16 protein-coding genes and 1 pseudogene are annotated in these 18,056 nt (G+C 62.6%); 9 read left to right on the top strand and 8 right to left on the bottom strand.

The window, feature by feature from the left end:
- Positions 1-114: 114 nt before the first annotated feature.
- Entirely contained in the window at positions 115-1,203 is a 1,089-nt protein-coding gene (locus LHL23_RS11450; protein ID WP_226429953.1) for a polyamine ABC transporter substrate-binding protein, read from the bottom strand.
- A 142-nt stretch (positions 1,204-1,345) separates the two neighbouring features.
- On the opposite strand from LHL23_RS11450, the gene LHL23_RS11445 reads away from it, so the two are divergent.
- The 6 genes and pseudogenes from LHL23_RS11445 to LHL23_RS11420 all read left to right on the top strand — a co-directional run.
- On the top strand, positions 1,346-2,032 hold the full coding sequence (locus LHL23_RS11445) for a GntR family transcriptional regulator (protein ID WP_226429952.1): 687 nt from the start codon (positions 1,346-1,348) through the stop codon (positions 2,030-2,032).
- A 66-nt stretch (positions 2,033-2,098) separates the two neighbouring features.
- On the top strand, positions 2,099-3,493 hold the full coding sequence (locus LHL23_RS11440) for an aspartate aminotransferase family protein (RefSeq protein ID WP_226429951.1): 1,395 nt from the start codon (positions 2,099-2,101) through the stop codon (positions 3,491-3,493).
- Positions 3,494-3,847: 354 nt separating this feature from the next.
- Positions 3,848-4,948, top strand: coding sequence for an ABC transporter ATP-binding protein (locus LHL23_RS11435; protein ID WP_222477105.1), 1,101 nt, complete (start codon positions 3,848-3,850; stop codon positions 4,946-4,948).
- 80 nt (positions 4,949-5,028) lie between these two features.
- Positions 5,029-6,129: an extracellular solute-binding protein gene (locus tag LHL23_RS11430; RefSeq protein WP_222477107.1), complete on the top strand. Its 1,101-nt coding sequence runs from the start codon at positions 5,029-5,031 to the stop codon at positions 6,127-6,129.
- An 80-nt stretch (positions 6,130-6,209) separates the two neighbouring features.
- The gene (locus LHL23_RS11425; RefSeq protein WP_226429950.1) at positions 6,210-7,481 is read left to right on the top strand and encodes an ABC transporter permease; all 1,272 of its coding nucleotides are present in this window, start codon (positions 6,210-6,212) and stop codon (positions 7,479-7,481) included.
- Between the two features lie 14 nt (positions 7,482-7,495).
- Positions 7,496-8,341 (top strand): annotated as a pseudogene (locus LHL23_RS11420) (ABC transporter permease); the annotation flags it as partial.
- Between the two features lie 122 nt (positions 8,342-8,463).
- Here the strand turns inward: LHL23_RS11420 and LHL23_RS11415 are convergent.
- On the bottom strand, positions 8,464-9,792 hold the full coding sequence (locus LHL23_RS11415; protein WP_226429949.1) for a lytic murein transglycosylase: 1,329 nt from the start codon (positions 9,790-9,792) through the stop codon (positions 8,464-8,466).
- 98 nt (positions 9,793-9,890) lie between these two features.
- A complete protein-coding gene (locus tag LHL23_RS11410; protein WP_222477113.1) occupies positions 9,891-10,595 on the bottom strand; it encodes a helix-turn-helix transcriptional regulator in 705 nt (234 codons plus the stop codon).
- 87 nt (positions 10,596-10,682) lie between these two features.
- On the opposite strand from LHL23_RS11410, the gene LHL23_RS11405 reads away from it, so the two are divergent.
- Both LHL23_RS11405 and LHL23_RS11400 read left to right on the top strand, forming a co-directional pair.
- Entirely contained in the window at positions 10,683-11,381 is a 699-nt protein-coding gene (locus tag LHL23_RS11405; protein ID WP_226429948.1) for a glutathione S-transferase family protein, read from the top strand.
- Positions 11,378-11,800 (top strand): DUF1801 domain-containing protein, encoded by a 423-nt coding sequence (locus tag LHL23_RS11400; protein WP_226429947.1) that lies wholly within the window; start codon positions 11,378-11,380, stop codon positions 11,798-11,800. The genes LHL23_RS11405 and LHL23_RS11400 overlap by 4 nt, the downstream gene beginning before the upstream one ends.
- A 34-nt stretch (positions 11,801-11,834) precedes the next feature.
- On the opposite strand, the gene rnr is transcribed toward LHL23_RS11400, so the two are convergent.
- From rnr to dapE, 4 genes are read right to left on the bottom strand one after another with little or no spacing between them, the layout of a single operon-like run.
- Positions 11,835-14,108: a ribonuclease R gene (rnr, locus tag LHL23_RS11395; RefSeq protein WP_226429946.1), complete on the bottom strand. Its 2,274-nt coding sequence runs from the start codon at positions 14,106-14,108 to the stop codon at positions 11,835-11,837.
- Positions 14,109-14,159: 51 nt separating this feature from the next.
- Positions 14,160-14,732: a TIGR04282 family arsenosugar biosynthesis glycosyltransferase gene (locus LHL23_RS11390; RefSeq protein ID WP_226429945.1), complete on the bottom strand. Its 573-nt coding sequence runs from the start codon at positions 14,730-14,732 to the stop codon at positions 14,160-14,162.
- Entirely contained in the window at positions 14,729-15,154 is a 426-nt protein-coding gene (locus LHL23_RS11385) for a GNAT family N-acetyltransferase (RefSeq protein WP_226429944.1), read from the bottom strand. The genes LHL23_RS11390 and LHL23_RS11385 overlap by 4 nt, the downstream gene beginning before the upstream one ends.
- Positions 15,151-16,296 (bottom strand): succinyl-diaminopimelate desuccinylase, encoded by a 1,146-nt coding sequence (gene dapE / locus LHL23_RS11380; protein WP_226429943.1) that lies wholly within the window; start codon positions 16,294-16,296, stop codon positions 15,151-15,153. Before dapE ends, LHL23_RS11385 begins: the two co-directional genes overlap by 4 nt.
- Positions 16,297-16,615: 319 nt before the next feature.
- On the opposite strand from dapE, the gene LHL23_RS11375 reads away from it, so the two are divergent.
- Positions 16,616-17,635: a transporter substrate-binding domain-containing protein gene (locus LHL23_RS11375; RefSeq protein ID WP_226429985.1), complete on the top strand. Its 1,020-nt coding sequence runs from the start codon at positions 16,616-16,618 to the stop codon at positions 17,633-17,635.
- A gap of 9 nt (positions 17,636-17,644) precedes the next feature.
- Here the strand turns inward: LHL23_RS11375 and LHL23_RS11370 are convergent, their stop codons facing one another.
- The gene (locus tag LHL23_RS11370) at positions 17,645-17,992 is read right to left on the bottom strand and encodes a hypothetical protein (RefSeq protein ID WP_222477138.1); all 348 of its coding nucleotides are present in this window, start codon (positions 17,990-17,992) and stop codon (positions 17,645-17,647) included.
- Positions 17,993-18,056: the final 64 nt, after the last annotated feature.

Genomic DNA, 18,056 nt, shown 5'->3' with positions numbered 1-18,056 from the left:
GGGCCTCTTCTGCGAATTGTCGCGCGGATGTATTGGGGGGCCGCGCGAGGGAAACCCAGGCGCGTCAGGATTTGCGGGGCGGCGAATGCGCCCCGCAGGTCAGGCAGCGGCTGATCAGGTGCCGGATTTGACCTTGGTCCACATGCGGGTGGCCTTGCGCTGTACTTTCGGCGGGTAGCCTTCCTTGATGTACAGGTTCTGGACGGTTTCTTCGTTGGGATAGATTGCCGGATCGCCGATCACATCCTCTTCCAGGAATTCCTGGCTCGCCTTGTTGCCGTTGGCGTAATAGACGTAGTTGGACGCGGCCGCCATGTTCTGCGCATCCATGATGAAGTTCAGGAACTTGTGGGCGCCTTCCGGGTTCGGGGCATCGACCGGGATGGTCATCTGGTCGAACCACATCAGCGCGCCTTCCTTGGGCGCGTTGTATTCGATCTCGACGCCATTGTCTGCTTCGACCGCACGGTCGCGCGCCTGCAGAATGTCGCCGGACCAGCCGAAGGCCACGCAGATATCGCCGTTGGCCAGGGCGTTGATGTATTCGGAGCTGTGGAACTTGGTGATGTAGGGGCGAACAGCCAGCAGCACTGGTTCTGCCTTTTCAACGACATCGGCATCCATGCTGTTGGGATCTTCGCCGATGTATTTCAGCGCCGCCGGGATCATTTCGTCCGGGGCATCCAGGAAATGCACGCCGCAGCTCGCAAGCTTTTCCATATTGGCCGGGTTGAACACCAGCCCCAGCGAGTCGATTGGGGCGTCGTCGCCCAAAACTTCTTTCACCTTGGCAACGTTCACGCCGATGCCAGTGGTGCCCCACATGTAGTTGATGGAGTATTCATTGCCGGGGTCATACTTCGCGGTGCGCTCCTCGATAGCGTCCCACATGTTTCCCTTGTTCGGCAGTTTCGACGGGTCCAGCTTCTGGAAGGCGCCGGCCTGGATCTGGCGCGCCATGAAGGAGCCGGTCGGCACCACAACATCATAGCCCGAGCCGCCTGCCAGCATCTTGGTTTCCAGAACCTCGTTGCTGTCGAAGACGTCATAGATCAGGTCGATGCCGGTTTCCTTCTCGAACTTTTCCAGCAGGCCTTCGTCGATATAGTCCGACCAGTTGTAGACGCGAACCTCCTCCGCCGTGGCGGCGGCTGCCGTGCCAAGGGCAACGACGGCGGTCATGGTCATCGTTTTCAGTGTCATGAAATTCTCCCTGTGCGTGCCGGCTTCCAGGTCCGGCTGTAAATAGATTTGATCAAGTTTTGCCGCGTTCGGCAATACTCTTTATGTTTTCACTTGGCTCAGGATGGTGCAAGCTGGCCAAAATCGAGGAGGAAACCCCCAGGTGACAGAGACCACTTCGCCCCCCGCAGCGGCGCAGGAAAGCCCGGCGAAACTGCCCGCGCATGAGATCGTTTACCAGAAGCTCAGGGCGCAGATTCTGTTCGGCGAACTGGTGCCCGGGCAGGCCGTGACAATCCAAGGTCTGGTCGAGACGCTGGAAGCCGGCATGACGCCGGTGCGCGAGGCGATCCGCAGGCTGATTTCCGATGGGGCGCTGATGTTCCAGGGCAACCGTCGGGTGTCGGTTCCTCTGCTCGGGCCGCAGGACCTAGAGGAGCTTATTTTCGCAAGAAAAACAATAGAATGTGAGCTTGCGCGCCGGGCCACGATTCAGATTGCTGCCGCCGATATCGAAGAGCTGGTGACCATTGATAACGCGCTGGACAAGGCGATCGCGACCGGCGATGTCGCGGGTTATCTGGTGCAGAACTACAGCTTTCACACGGCGCTTTATTCCCATGCCAAAGCGCCCATTCTCAGCGACATTGCCGACCGCCTGTGGCTGCGCTTCGGCCCCTCGCTGCGGGTGGTCAGCGGCCGCCTCGGCACCCAGAGCTTTCCGGACCGGCACAAGGACATCCTCGACGCGTTGCGGCGTCAGGACCCGGAAATGGCCGCCTTGGCGATGGAGCGGGACGTCTTTGAGGGCATGGAGCATGTGGTTCAGGGTCTGCGGGCCGCGAACTGATTCGATTGACACCTGAGAATTTGATCATATTCTGGTGCCAATCAGTTATTCTCAGGAGCGAGTCTCATGACCGTGATCACCAACCACATGCCGACGGCCGAGCTGCAGGCGCTGGACGCCGCCCACCACATGCACCCGTTCACTGCCAATGGCGAGCTGTCGCAAAAGGGCGCGCGCATTATCACCCGCGCCGATGGCGTGCATCTGACCGACAGCGAAGGGCATCAGATCCTTGATGCGATGGCGGGTCTGTGGTGCGTCAACATCGGCTACGGCCGTGAGGAGCTGGCCGAGGTGGCCGCCCGCCAGATGCGCGAGCTGCCCTATTACAACACCTTTTTCCAGACCACCCATGTGCCGGCCATCGCGCTGGCGGCCAAGATCGCAGAGCTGGCGCCGGGCGACCTGAACAATGTGTTCTTTGCCGGTTCCGGCTCTGAAGCCAACGACACCAACATCCGCATGGTGCGCCATTACTGGGCGCTCAAGGGCAAGCCGTCGAAATCCGTCATCATCAGCCGCAAGAATGCCTATCACGGCTCCTCTGTCGGCAGCGGTTCTTTGGGCGGCATGAGCGGCATGCATGCCCAGGGCGGCATGCCGATCCCGGATATCCACCATATCAATCAGCCGAACTGGTGGGCCGAAGGCGGCGACATGCCGCCGGAAGATTTCGGCCTGCAGCGTGCCCGCGAGCTGGAAGAGGCGATCCTGGAGCTGGGTGAAGACCGTGTCGCTGCCTTTATCGCAGAGCCGGTGCAGGGGGCCGGGGGCGTGATCGTGGCGCCGGACACCTATTGGCCGGAAATCCAGCGGATCTGCGACAAGTATGAAATCCTGCTGATCGCGGATGAGGTGATCTGCGGTTTCGGGCGCACCGGCAACTGGTTCGGCAGCGAAACCCTGAACATCCGCCCCGACATCATGACCATCGCCAAGGGCCTCAGCTCCGGCTACGCGCCGATCGGCGGCTCTATCGTCAGCGATGAGATTGCTTCGGTGATCGCAAGCGACGAGTTTAACCACGGCTACACCTACTCCGGCCACCCGGTGGCCGCAGCGGTGGCGCTGGAAAACCTGCGCATCCTGGAAGAGGAAAATATCCTGGGCCACGTGCGCGACGTGGCAGCCCCGTATCTGAAGCAGAAATGGGAAGCGCTGACCGATCACCCTCTGGTGGGCGAGGCCAAGATTGTCGGCATGATGGGCTCGATTGCGCTGACCCCGAACAAGGATACCCGCGCTGCGTTTGCATCTGATGCCGGCACCGTCGGCTACATTTGCCGAGAGCGCTGCTTTGCCAACAATCTGGTCATGCGCCATGTCGGCGACCGCATGATCATCTCGCCGCCGCTGGTGATCACCCCGGAGCAGATCGACGTGCTGATCGAACGCGCCGTCAAGTCGCTGGATGAATGCTACGCGGAACTGAAAGCGAAGGATCTGCTGCACAGCGCTTGATTCCATATCCGGCTCCGATTCAGGGGTAGACTCATAAGGCCCGGCAATATTATTGCCGGGCCTTTTCTCTTCGGTTCCGGGGGTAAAAGAGTCGGTTTCCAGCCAAGGTTTCGCAGTTTGCGGCGCAAAATGTCCGAAGTGGGTCGCAAAGCGTCCGATCATCCAGGGCGGAACAGGACTAGGGTTCCGCTAGGGTATTCTTTTCCGTCAGGAGGGGACTGAAGTATGAATTTCGTACGCTCACCGGTGAAAGAATATTTTTTTCATATCTAGCGCTTGGTAGCTTTGGTGTGATTAACTTCGAATAAGTGCAGAGCCAATCTGCCGGAATGACAAAACTACGGGGAGCCTGCTTTGGCTGATGCGTCAAACGTTGATGCGTTCGTTGAATTCGAACGCGTCCAAAAGAGCTATGATGGCGAAAATCTCGTTGTCAAAGACCTTAACCTCACCATGCCCAAGGGCGAGTTTCTGACCATGCTTGGCCCGTCCGGGTCCGGGAAAACCACCTGTCTGATGATGCTGGCTGGTTTTGAAACGGCAACCCACGGCGATATCCGCCTGGACGGAACATCGATTAACAATATTCCGCCGCACAAGCGCGGCATCGGCATGGTGTTCCAGAACTACGCCTTGTTTCCGCACATGACGATTGCGGAAAACCTCTCCTTCCCGCTGGAAGTCCGCAAGATGGGCAAGTCCGAGCGCGAGGAAAAGGTGAAGCGGGCGCTGGATATGGTGGAAATGGGCGCCTTTGGCGGCCGCCGCCCGGCACAGCTTTCGGGCGGCCAGCAGCAGCGGATCGCACTGGCCCGCGCGCTGGTGTTCGAACCCGAACTGGTTCTGATGGACGAACCGCTGGGCGCACTCGACAAGCAGCTGCGCGAAAAGATGCAGTTCGAGATCACCCATCTTGCCCACCGTCTGGGGATCACCGTGGTCTATGTGACCCACGACCAGACCGAGGCGCTGACCATGTCCGACCGCGTTGCCGTGTTCGACGACGGCCGCATCCAGCAGATCGCGCCGCCGGACCAGCTTTATGAAAGCCCGGAAAACAGCTTCGTGGCCCAGTTCATCGGCGAAAACAACACGCTCGAAGGCACCGTCAAGGAAATCAACAACGGTATCGCGCTGGTGCAGCTGGACGATGGCGAGCTGATCGACTGCAAGCCGGTCAATGTCTCGAAGCCCGGCGAGCGCACCCGCGTGTCGATCCGTCCGGAACGGGTGGAATACAACAAGAGCCGCCTGCGCGAAGGCGTGCATACCCTCAAGGCGGAAGTTCTGGAGTTCATCTACATGGGCGACATCTTCCGCACCCGTCTGCGGGTGGCCGGCAATGATGAGTTCATCATCAAGACCCGGAACGCCCCGGACCAGACCCGTCTCCAGCCCGGTCAGCAGATCGAAATCGGCTGGCTGCCGGAAGACTGCCGCGCGCTGGACGCCTGATCCGCGCGCGCCGAACCCCCGGCAGAAGAACGACCGGGGGGAATCTCACATCTGTGAATTTCAACAAGGAGAGACTCTCTATGAAACTCAGCAAACTGTCTGCACTGGCGATGACCACCGCCCTTTGCGCCCCTTCGGCCTTTGCCGAGGAAATGGCCAATGAGCTGACCCTGGTGTCCTGGGGCGGTGCCTATCAGACCAGCCAGCACAAGGCTTATGTTGAGCCCTATCTGGCCGCCAACCCCGATGTGAAAGTGGTTTGGGACGAAAGCTCGGCTGAAGCCGTGGCCAAGATCCGTGCCATGAACGAAGCCGGCAATGTGACCTGGGACCTGGTCGATGTTGTGGCCTCCGACTCCATGCGTCTTTGCGACGAAGGCCTGGCGGAAGAGATCAACCATGACGAAGACCTGGCAGCGGCGCCGGACGGCACCGCCGCCTCCGAGGACTTCGGCGACCTGATCGTCAGCGACTGCTTCGTCCCGCAGATCGTTTACTCGACCACCTTCGGCTACCGCACCGACCTGATCGACCAGCCGGATTCGGTCTGCGCGATCTTCGACACCGAGAAATACCCGGGCAAGCGCTCGCTGCAGAAGCGTCCGATCGACAACATGGAGTGGGCTCTCTATTGCGACGGCGTGGCCAAGGATGAGATCTACGACGTGCTGGGCACCGACGAAGGTGTGGCGCAAGCTCTGGCCAAGCTCGACACCATCAAGGACCAGGTGGTGTGGTGGACCGCAGGCGCGGAAACCCCGCAGCTGCTGGCCGACGGCGAAGTGGTGATGGGCTCGACCTTCAACGGCCGCCTGTTCTCTGCAATCGCCGAACAGGGCCAGCCGATCGGCATGCTCTGGGACATGCAGTCCTTTGACCTCGACGGCTGGGTTGTTCCGGCGGGTCTGCCCGCGGACCGCAAGGCCCGTGTGATGGACTTCCTGAAGTTCGCAACCGACACCCAGCGTCTGGCAGACCAGGCCGCCTATATCTCTTATGGCCCGGCCCGTGCCTCCTCGGCGCCGCTGGTTGGCAAGCACGCCGAACTGGGCATCGAAATGGCGCCGCACATGCCGACCGATCCGGCCAACGCCGGCAACGTGCATGTCTATGACTACGAATGGTGGGCAGACAACCGCGATGATCTGGACGCCAAGTTCCAGGCATGGCTGGCCAAGTAATCTGACCCTTCCAAGATTGCAGGGGGCCTGCTGCGTCCAGGCCCCCTGCCCAAAAAAATAAAGACCCGACGGGGAACCCTATGACTGACATTAGCCAATCCGGCCCGGTGCTGGCCGCGGACGGCACGCCGCTGAAGCGCAGCCTGGCGCGGGCACTGCGGATGCAGAAGCTGCGCGCGCTGATGCTGATTGCGCCGCTCCTGCTGTTCATCCTTGTGACCTTCATCCTGCCGGTGGCTGATATGCTGTTCCGCTCGGTGGAGAACCGGATCGTCCAGGACACGCTGCCCCAAACGGTCGAAGCGCTCGCGGACTGGGACCCCGCGTCAGGACAGCTGCCTGAAGAGGCAGTGTTTGCCGCCATGGCCGCGGATCTCCAGATCGCAGCCCGCGCGAAAACCCACACCAAGGTCGCCAAGCGCCTGAACTATGAAAACCCGGGCTTGTCCTCTGTGTTCCGCAAATCGGGCCGCAAGGTCAGCAAATGGGATCTCGCTACTGACGGGCCGTTCCGTGAAAAGCTGATCGACATCGACAAGGGCTGGGGTGACGTTGAGCTGTGGCGCACCATCAAGACCTACTCGGGTACGGTCACATCCGGCTACTTTTTGAACGCCGTCGATATGCAGCTTGGCGCAGATGGTCCGGAAATCCGGCCCGAGAACGAGCGGATCTACAACACCATGCTGATCCGCACCATGCGGATGTCCCTGATCATCACCTTCAGCTGCATCCTGCTGGGCTACCCTGTCGCGTGGATCCTGGCCAACCTGCCGGCACGCAAGGCGAACCTGCTGCTGATCCTGGTGCTGCTGCCCTTCTGGACCTCTCTCCTGGTGCGGACCTCCGCTTGGAAGATCCTGCTGCAGCAGCAGGGTGTGATCAACGATACACTGGTCTGGATCGGGCTTGTGGATGATGCCAACCGATTGGTTCTGATCAACAACGAGCTCGGCACCATTATCGCGATGACGCACATCCTGCTGCCGTTCATGATCCTGCCGATGTACTCGGTCATGCAGACCATCAACCCGTCTTACCTGCGCGCGGCCAAATCGCTGGGCGCAACTGACTGGACAGCCTTCTGGCGGGTCTATTTCCCGCAGACCGTGCCGGGCATCGGCGCAGGCTCGATCCTCGTCTTCATCCTGGCTGTGGGCTACTACATCACTCCGGCCCTGGTCGGCGGCACCAAAGGCACCTTCATCTCCAACCTGATTGCCTACCACATTTCGACCTCCGGCAACTGGGGCCTAGGTGCGGCGCTGGGCGCAATCCTTCTGGCGGTCGTTCTGCTCCTCTACTGGGTCTACGACAAGGTCGTCGGCATCGACAACGTTAAGCTGGGATAACCGATATGAGCGCACTTCCTCCTTATGCGACCGTTGGCCAGCGCACCTGGCATTACACTTTCCGGGTGATCTGCGGTCTGGTCTTCTTCTTCCTGATCGCACCGATCGTGGTGATTATCCCTCTCAGCTTCAACGCGCAGGACTTCTTCACCTTCACGCCGGAAATGCTGCGGCTGGACCCGGAAGGCTACTCGCTGAAGCACTACCGCGATTTCTTCAACAATGACTCCTGGCAGTCTGCGATGTGGAACTCGCTCAAGATCGCGCCGATGGCGACCATCGTCTCGGTCACCTTCGGCACGCTGGCCGCCATCGGCCTCAGCCAGCCGCATGTGCCGTTCCGCCGGGCGATCATGGCGATCCTGATCTCGCCGATGATCGTGCCGCTGATCATCTCCGCGGCCGGCATGTACTTCTTCTACAGCCGCATCGGCCTGCAGGGGACCTACATCGGCGTGGTTCTGGCGCATGCCGCACTGGGCATCCCCTTCGTGATCATCACTGTGACGGCGACGCTGGTGGGTTTTGACCGTTCGCTGACCCGCGCCGCGGCCAACATGGGTGCCGATCCGGTCACCACCTTCTTCCGGGTGCAAATGCCGCTGATCCTGCCAGGGGTGATCTCGGGCGGTCTGTTCGCCTTCATCACTTCCTTCGACGAAGTGGTTGTGGTGCTGTTTGTCGGCTCGGCCGGGCAAAAAACGCTGCCCTGGCAGATGTTCATTGGCCTGCGCGAGCAGATTTCGCCGACCATCCTGGCGGTGGCGACGATCCTGGTGGCGATCTCCATCATGCTGCTGGCCACGGTCGAAATGCTGCGCCGCCGCTCTGAGCGCCTGCGCGGGATGTCTCCCGGCTGATCACCGCAAGGATCATTGAACAGAAAAGGCCCCGCATTGCGGGGCCTTCATCTTTTTTACTGCTGCCAGTTGGCGAGCCAAAGGTCTTTGTCCCAGGAGGGGACAGGCCCCCTCCGCCGGTGCTACCGCAGCCGCTGCAACAGCCGCAGCGAGGCATAGCCATCCGGCGTCAGCCCGTTTGCAACCTGATAGGCGCGCACTGCCCCGATGGTCTTGGGCCCGATCTTGCCGTCGATACCGTCGGTATCGAACCCGGCGCTGGTCAGCCGCTGCTGCATCTCTTCGCGCTCTGCCAGGGACAGCGCCCGGTCGCCGCGCGGCCAGCTGCCCTGGATTGGCGCGCCGCCCTTGATCCGGTCCGCCAGATGCCCGACCCCGATCACATAGGCGTCCGCAGTGTTGTAGCGTTCCAGTACAGCGAAGTTTTGGAAGATCATAAAGGCAGCGCCCTCGCTGCCCGCAGGCAGCAGGATTGAGGCGGGCCCGTGATCCTTCACCGCACGCCCATCCAGCCCCTTGATGCCGAGCGCCGCCCAGTCTGAAGGCGGTTTCTCAATGTCGCGATCAGCCAGGGTGTAATCAAACCCCTTGGGCAGGGTCACTTCCACTCCCCAGGGCTGGCCTTTCACCCAGCCGAACTGCTTTAGGTAGGCCGCAGTCGAAGCCAGTGCATCGGCCGGGTTGTCCGACCAGATATCCCGCTTGCCGTCGCCGGTGAAATCCACCGCGTAGTCCAGATATGATGTCGGAATAAACTGGGTATGCCCCATTGCCCCGGCCCAGCTGCCGGTCATTTTGCGGGCGGCAACATCGCCTGCCTGCAGGATCTTCAGCGCTGCAACCAGCTGACCCTCAAAGAATTCCCCGCGCCGCCCGTCAAAGGCCAAGGTTGCCAGCGAGCGAACCACATCCATCTTGCCGCGGAAGGTGCCATAGCTGCTTTCCAGCCCCCAGATCGCGACCACGATCTCTTTCTCGACACCGTATTTGGCCTCGATCTGATCCAGCCGCGCCTGCTGGTTGCGCAGCGCCGCCTTGCCGTTCTTCACCCTCAGATCCGAGGCGGCGCTGTCGAGGTAATCCCAGATCGTCTTGGTGAACTCCGATTGGTTGCGGTCGCGGCGGATCACTTCAGGATCATAGCGCACCCCGGCAAAGGCGCTGTCCAGCACAGAGGCGCTGATGCCCTGCGCCAAGGCGCGGTCTTTGAATTCCGAGATCCAGCCTTTGAAGTTCAGCTCCGCCGCCGCCAGTTCCACCGCGGCCTCCTGAGGTGCAACAGGCCTGGCGACCGGTCTCAAGGTTGTGGCCGAAGCCAGCTGATAGCTTTCACCTTGCCTCTCCTGCTTCGCGGCCCCGGGCCGCTCGGCAGGCCTCAAGGAGTTGTCCGGCGCGGCCTCTGCCGCCATTGCACTGCCTGCCACCAGCGATACAGCTACCCATTTGCGCATGATGCACCTCGTTATTCACTGCCCAGCTCCAGTTTAGCGGCAGCGCGAACCGGGTAAAGAGGCCACTACTGGCGTGTGCGGGGTGCCGCCTGCCTGTCCTACTGACGATGCTCTTGCCGGTGCTCCTGGCGCATCTGTTCCAAGGCCTCCCGCAGCATTGGCACCCGGTGCGGGCGAAAACTCTGCTCCGTCACCTCCAGCCCGCGCATCCGGTCCAGCCGGAACACCCGCACCGCCTGACGCAGGCAGCACCAGGCGATCAGCACGGTCGAGCGGTCGAAATAAACCACGCTCAGCGGTTTCACCTGCCGCTCGGTCACTGCGCCGTACCCGTCAGTGTAGCCAAACCGCACCTCGACCTCGTCCCATGCCGCCTGACGCAAATCTTGTGCGGAAATCGCGGGCGGAATCGGGCGTTCGAACCGGTAGGGCGCCAGCACCGCGTGGCGCAGCCGGTGCGCCTGCCTTGGCGGCAGACGCGCCTGAAGCTTGCGCAGGGCTTCAGAGGCTGCGGTGGCCAGCTCCGGGTCGCCGATCAGCTCCACTTCCCGCAGCCCCAGAACCAGCGCCTCCAGCTCGGTGTCGCGAAACCCCATCGGCGGCAGTGCGTTGTCCTCGATCAGTGTAAAGCCGTATCCCGCCTCGCCGTCGATCACCGCGCCCATCTCGCGCAGAGTCGCGATATCGCGGTGGATGCTGCGGGCCGACACGCCCAGTTCCTCCCCCAGCCGGGCCGCGGTATGCGGGCCGGGCCCCAGGCGCAGGGCCTGCATCAGCTGAAAGAGGCGATGAGTTCGGGACATGTCTGACCATCCTATGCACTAATGACACTAATTGTCATCAGGGAGGCTTAGAAAAGCCCTGTAAACGCAACGAACAGGATTTCAGAAATGCTTTCCCTCCTCACATTCCCCACCGGATTCGGTTTGTTCAGCATGAGCCCCTTTTGCATCAAATCCGCCTTGATGCTGGAGCTGTCCGGACAGCCCTGGCAGCGCAGCGACATGCTGGACCCGACCGAAATGCCGCACCGGAAGCTGCCGGTCCTGGAAACCCCGGACGGGCAGATTGCCGACAGCGACGGCATCCGCGACTGGCTGGAAGGGCAGGGGGCCGATTTCGATACAGGGCTGGATGCTTCCTTCCGCGCCCACGCGCGCGCTTGGGTGCGGCTGGCGGAATACCACTTGGGCCTGCACCTGCTGCAAATGCGCTGGAATGACGACACGGTCTGGCCCGAGGTGCGGGATCAGATCTTTCAGCCGGTTCCCGAACCCATGCGCGATGAGATCAGCGCCCCGGTCAGGAGGGAAATCCAGGCCGGGCTCCACTGGCAGGGCCTCGCACGCTTCAGCAAAGCGGACCGGATGCACCGGCTGGAGCAGGACCTGAAGCCCATCGCCGCGCTTGCCAGTGAACGTCCGTTCCTGATGGGCGGCAGCATCACCTCTGCTGACTTGAGCGTGGCGCCGTTCCTGATCTCCATGCTGCACACCTCTGAGGCTTCGGCAGTCAGCAAACGCTTGCGGGGCGACAAGGTTTTATGCGCCTATCTGAGCCGTGTGTTCGAAACGGTGCCCTTGCCATGAAACCTGCCTTTGCCACCCCGGAGATCGCGGCTGCCTTTGCGGTGTCTGACCCGCTGGTGCGGGAAGGGCTGCTGCGGCTCAGGCAGCTGATATTTGATACCGCCGCCGAAACACCAGAAGCTGGACGGGTGGAGGAAGTGCTGCGCTGGGGACAGCCGTCTTACGTCACGCCTGAGACCAAGGCGGGTTCCACCATCCGGCTGGGGGTGCCAAAGGGCGCGCGCTTTGCCCTGTTTGTGCATTGCCAAAGCCGGCTGATTCCGGAGTTTGCCGCGGCCTTCCCTGCCTGGGACCGGTTCGAAGGCACCCGCGGAGTCCTGTTCAATCACCCGGAGGAGGTTGAACCCATCCGCCATGGCTGGCTCATCAAGCGGGCGCTGACCTACAAGACTCGCGCGCCGCTGAATACTCCAGCGTGACAGAAAACTGGCCTGTCCCCGTGGCAACAGACGCCTATTTCCGCCGCTTGCGTTCCACCTTGCGCTTCACCTTGGCGGCCTTGTGCTTGGACTTGGCCGCCTTGCGCTTGACGGTCCGGCCCGCCGGGCTGCGGCGGCCGCGCTGGCCGCCGCCAGCGGGCATGGGCGCGTCCTCTAGCGCCAGCAGCTCCAGCTCCAGACCGCCGGTGACAGGCGCCGCCTGGGTCAGCCGCACTGTCACCCGCTGGCCGATGGCCAGTGTCATGCCGGTGTCCGCCCCCGTCAGGGTTCCGGCCTGGGCGTCGAAATGAAAGAACTCCCGCCCGATGGAGCGTACTGGCACCAGCCCGTCAGCGCCGGTCTCGTCCAGCTTCACAAAGGCGCCGAAGCGGGCGATGCCGCTGATCCGGCCTTCGAATTCATTGCCCACCCGCTCGCTGAGGTAGGACGCCAGGTAGCGGTCCGTGGTGTCGCGCTCCGCAATCATCGAGCGCCGCTCGGTTTCAGAAATATGGGTGGCAGTGTCTTCCAGCCGCTCGATCTGGGCGGCATCCAGCCCGTCATCGCCCCAGCCGTGCGAAGAGATAAGCGAGCGGTGCACGATCAGGTCGGCATAGCGGCGGATCGGCGAGGTGAAATGCGCGTAGTTCCTGAGCGCCAATCCGAAATGCCCGAAGTTCTCCGGGTTGTAGTAGGCCTGCTGCATCGAGCGCAGGGTAGAGATGTTGATCAGTTCCGCATCATCCGTCCCCGCGGCCTGGTTCAGCAGGGCATTCAGATGCCGGGTCTGCAGCACCTGCCCCTTGGCCAGGCTGAGGCCCGCCGCCTGCGCGGTCTCGCGCAGCGCTTCCAGCTTCTCCTGCGCCGGCTCCTCATGCACCCGGAACAGCAAGGGCGAACGCTTCTTTATCAGCGTTTCAGCCGCAGAGACATTGGCGAGGATCATGAATTCCTCGATCAGTTTGTGCGCATCCAGCCGGTCGCGGAAGGCAACCGAGGTGACATGGCCGTCGTCATCCAGCACGATTTTGCGCTCAGGCAGGTCCAGATCCAGCGGCTCGCGCGCAGTTCTTGCCCTTGTTAGAGCCTTGTAGGCCGCAAACAGCGGCTTGATCACATCGTCCAGCAGCGGTGCGGTCTTGTCGTTCGGATTGCCGTCCTGCGCCTCCTGCACCTCGGCATAGTTGAGTGAGGCCACAGAGCGCATCAGCCCGCGCACGAACCTGTGCGACAGCTTGTTGCCCTCGGCATCCACCTGCATCCGCACTGCGATACAGGCTCGCGGCACGCCTTCGTGCAAACTGCACAGGTCGCCGGACAGCCGGTCCGGCAGCATCGGCACCACCCGGTCGGGGAAATAGCTGGAATTGCCGCGCTTCTTCGCCTCGCGGTCGAGCGCCGAGCCGGGGCGCACATAGGCAGCGACATCGGCAATCGCCACCCAGATCACATGGCCGCCCGGGTTCTTGGGGTCGTCATCGGCGTGGGCATAGCAGGCGTCGTCATGGTCGCGGGCGTCTGCCGGATCGATAGTGACCAGCGGCAGTTCACGCAGGTCCTCGCGGCCCTTCAGCCCCACGGGCTTGGCGGCATCGGCCTCTGCCATCACCGGATCGGGGAAATGATCAGGGATACCGTGCTGATGAATGGCGATCAGCGACACTGCCTTGGGGGCGGTCGGGTCGCCCAGCCGTTCCACGATGCGCGCGCGCGGCAGGCCCATGCGGCCCTTTGGACCGGTCTGCTCGGCCTCAACCAGTTCGCCGTCCCGGGCGCCATTGACCGCATCTGGCGCCACCATCCACTCATTTGACGCCGCCTTGTCGATCGGTACGATCCGCCCGCCCTCAGACCCTTTGCGGAAGATGCCCAGAACCCGCTTGGGGTTGGTTCCGATGCGGCGGATCAGCCGCGCCTCGTAATTGTGGTCCTGATCCGGGACCATCTGCAGTTTCACCAGGATCTTGTCGCCCTCTCCCAGTGCCGGGTCCGAGGGTTTGGTCAGGATCAGGATGATGGGTTCCACACCCTCGCCATGCCATTCCAGCGGACGGCCATACAGGTCGCCATCCTCGTTCGGCGCCTTGACCTGCAGCACCGTCACCGGCGGCAGCTGGTCCGGGTCGCGGTAGGTTTTCTTGCGCTTCTGCAAATGCCCTTCCGCCTCCAGCTCCTTCAGGATGCGCTTGAGGTCGATGCGGTCGGCGCCCTTGATGCCAAAGGCCTTGGCAATGTCGCGCTTGGAGGTATGGGTCGGGTTGGCGGAGATCCAGTCGAGGATTTCGGCCTTGGAGGGAATACGGCTCATACTTCCCGCGTAGCATGGCGCGGGGGCGGCGTCATGGTGAAAAGCGAAGCGTCAGCGCCGCGGCAGATCCGCGGCGGTGTCGACATCCTGCAGGGTATCGGTCAGCGCAATGCGCCAGCCGGGCAGGGTGTTCAGCGTGTCGGCCAGCGCATGTTCGCTGGACCAGCGGACATTTTCGAATATGCCATGCGGAAGGCGGGTTGGGTGCTTGGCGCCCACCAGCCAATAACCGCCATCCGCTGCCGGACCGAAAACCGCGTCATGATCGCCAAGGGCTGCAAAGGCGCGGGCGATATGGGCCCGGGTGATGCCGGGGATGTCGGCGCCGATCAGGCAGGCAGACCCAGGAGCAGCCCGCAGCATCCGTTTCATTCGCTGACCCAGATCACCGCCCCCTTGCGGCAGGCGGGGTAAATCAGCGGGCCAGACTTTTGAAGCGGCTGCGGTATCCGGTGCCACCGCCAGCACGATCTGCCAGCGCGGGTCGCACAGCCTACGGATCAGCCGGGCGGACTGATGGCGGAACCACCAGGTGGCGGGGATCACGCCAATGTCCCCCCCCAGCCGGGTCTTGACCCGGCCGGGGCGCGGTTCCTTGAGCATGATGATCAGGGAGCGTTTCACGTGAAATCGCGCACCATGTCCCGGTGATCAATACCCGCGTCGTCATAGACCGGGCCAAAGGCGGTGAAGCCAAGCTTCTCATAGAACCCGAGCGCATGGATCTGCGCGCCAAGCTTGGCCTTCGTTATCCCGGGACGTGCCCGGGCGGCATCCACTGCGGCCTCAATCAATTTGGCGCCAAGCCCGGTGCCGCGGGTCGAGGACAGCACGCAAACCCGGCCGATTTTGGCAGTGTTGCCATTGAACACAATCCGCGCCGTCCCAACCGGAACACCGTCCTGCAGCGCCAGAAGATGGGTGGCAGCGGCGTCCAGCGCGTCCTGCTCCTCCTCCACCGGCACACCTTGCTCCTCCACGAACACTTGGTGGCGCAAGGCAAAGCATGTCTTGAGATCCTCGGTGACCGCAATGCTGAGGCTCATGCGAAATAGTCCTGCAGAATGCGGGTGTAGATGGCTTTCAGCTGGTGGATCTGGGCGACCTCGACCCGCTCATCCACCTGGTGCATGGTCTTGCCAACCAGACCGAATTCTACCACCGGGCAGTGGTTTTTCACAAACCGCGCGTCGGAAGTGCCGCCGGTGGTTGACAGTTCCGGCTTGCGTCCCGTCTCCGCCTCAACCGCTTTGGAGACCAGGTCCGACAGCGCGCCCGGCGGGGTGATGAAGCTCTCGCCGGAGATTTTCACCTTCATCCCGATTTCGACGCCGAATTCCGCTGCCACCTTGTCCGCCTCACCCTGCAGCCACTCTGTCAGGCCGGCGCCGGAATGGGCGTCGTTGAAGCGGATGTTGACGGCAGCGGTGGCCTGCGCCGGGATCACGTTGGTGGCGGTGTTGCCGGTGTCGATGGTGACAACGGCCAGAGTGGACGCATCGAAATGTTCAGTCCCCTGGTCCAGCTCATGGCTGGCCAGCCGGTCCATCAGCCGCGCCATTGCGTTCAGCGGATTGTTGGCACGGTGCGGGTAGGCCGAATGCCCTTGCACACCGGTCACCGTGAACCAAGCCGTCATCGAGCCGCGGCGGCCGATCTTGATCATCTCGCCCATTTCATTGGGGCAGGTCGGCTCGCCCACCAGGCAGACGGACATCTGCTCGCCCGCATCTGCCATGTAGTCCAGCAGAGCGGTGGTTCCGTCCACCGCATCGCCTTCCTCATCGCCGGTGATGGTCAGGATGATGGCGCCATCCGGCGGGGTGTCCCGCACGAGGTCCACAGCAGCCGCGGCAAAGGCGGCAACACCCGACTTCATGTCGGTGGCACCGCGGCCGTACATGAACCCGTCCTTCTCCTCGGCGCCAAAGGGGGGCATGGTCCAGGCGGCCTCATCCCCCAGCGGCACCACATCGGTGTGGCCGTTGAAGCCAAAAGTCTTGGCGTGGCCCTTGGCGCCCCAGCGGGCAAACAGGTTGCTGACCTCGCCGCGGTCGGTGCGGGTGCACTCAAAGCCCGCACCGCTCAGAAGCTCCTCCAGCAGCACCAGCGCGCCGCCTTCTTCGGGCGTGACCGACGGGCAGCGGATCAGGTCAGCAGTCAGGCGGGCGGGATCGGTTTGCGGCATCGGCGGGCTCCTCGGGTTCCGGCTGGCACAGGCCTAGCGCGGATCGGCACGCGGCGCAATTCACAGCGGAGACAGCGAAACGGGCGCAAAGGCCGTTGGCCCAAGGGAGGCAAGCCGAGGCTGCCCCCAACCGCAAACTGCTGCTGCCGCCAGGCCTCTGCGCAGCGGATTGCCTGACACAGTTCCGGTGGCAATTCTGCCGCCGCGGCCAAAGCGCTTGCGTGAAAATGGTGATCCGCCTAAGGACGTTGAAACCCTTTCAGAGGCCAATCCGAGCGTTTCCGTGCTGTATCTCCGTCTGATCACCGCCGCCCTGTTCATGCTCTGGGGGCAACTGCTCTCTGCGCAGGTTCTGACGGTCAACACTGTCACCCGGCCGCCGTTTTCCATGGTGGAAGAGGGGCGCGACACCGGCTTTTCGCTGGAGCTGTTCGGGATTTTGGCGGAACGGCTGGGCTGGGATTACCGCATCAACCGCACCGGCAGCTTTGCAGAGATGCTGGACGGTGTGCGCACCGGCGAGGCCGACCTGGCTGCCGCCAATATTTCGATCACAGCCTCCCGCGAAATCCTGATGGATTTCAGCCACCCGGTTTTCGAAAGCGGTCTGCAGATCATGGTTCAGGCCGATGACGTCCGCCAGCCGTCGCTGCTGCGGGCGCTGATGTCCTGGGACCTGGCCGCTGCTATCGGCATCGCCTTTCTTCTGCTGTTCGGCGGCGGCATGGTGATGTGGGCCTTTGAACGCCGCGCCCAGCCCTATTTCGACCGCCCCTTGAATGAGGCTTGGTTCCCGTCCTTCTGGTGGGCGCTGAACCTGGTGGTGAATGGCGGCTTCGAGGAACGGGTGCCGCGCACACCGGTCGGCCGCATGTTCGGTGTGGTGCTGGTGGTCTCGTCGCTGTTCATCGTCTCGGTCTTCGTCGCCAAGATCACTGCTGTGATGACCGTCGAGGCAATCAGCGGCTCGGTGAATTCGGTGAACGATCTTTATGGCAGATCCGTCGGCACCATCGGCGGTTCGACGGCAGCCGGCTTCCTGGACCGGCGCGAGATCGACTACGCCGCCTTTTCCGGGCTGGAGGATATGCTGGCTGCCTTTGAGACGGGAGAGATCAAGGCAGTTGTCTTTGATGCGCCGGTGCTGAACTACTACGAGAAGCAGGGCGGGCACAAATTCGGGCAGACCATTGGCCAGCCGTTCCTGCGCGAAAACTACGGGCTGGTTTTTCCGGCCGGCTCGCCGCTGGTGGAAGAGGTCAACCAGGCGCTGCTGGCGATGCAGGAGGACGGCAGCTATGACGCCCTCTACCGCAAATGGTTCGGCAGCCAGGACTGAGGTCTGCGGTCAGTGGAACACCGGCTCTTCGCCGTCGAAGAACGGGGTCATCTGCGCGACGATCACCGCGTTTTCCTCCAGCGCCCGCTGCATCAGGTCACGCTCCTCTTCGCCGATCTCATGGCCTTCGGCTTCGCGTTCTTCCAGCGTGCCGTAGCCTGTCACGTCCAGCGGCGCGGTGTCGGCCTGCTTGAGGATCGCCACGGTTTCCCGCACCGCCTCAGCCTCATCAATGCCCGAGGCATAGATCATCAGCGCCGCGCCTGTGGCGCCGTCGGGCAGGCCGTCTCCGTCCTTGCGGCCGATCTGGACAAGCAGGGTATAAACTTGCTGGCGGGAGGGTTTCTTCTTTTCCATGCCGCCGCCATAGCGCCGGGGCGGGGGGATGGTCAATCAAATTGCGGTGCCGCTGCAGGCCCGA

The organism is Leisingera sp. McT4-56 (genome assembly GCF_020514995.1).
In the GTDB taxonomy this organism is placed as follows: domain Bacteria; phylum Pseudomonadota; class Alphaproteobacteria; order Rhodobacterales; family Rhodobacteraceae; genus Leisingera; species Leisingera aquaemixtae_A.
Note: the sequence above shows the minus strand (reverse complement) of the source record. Positions and strands in the feature narration are given on the sequence as shown.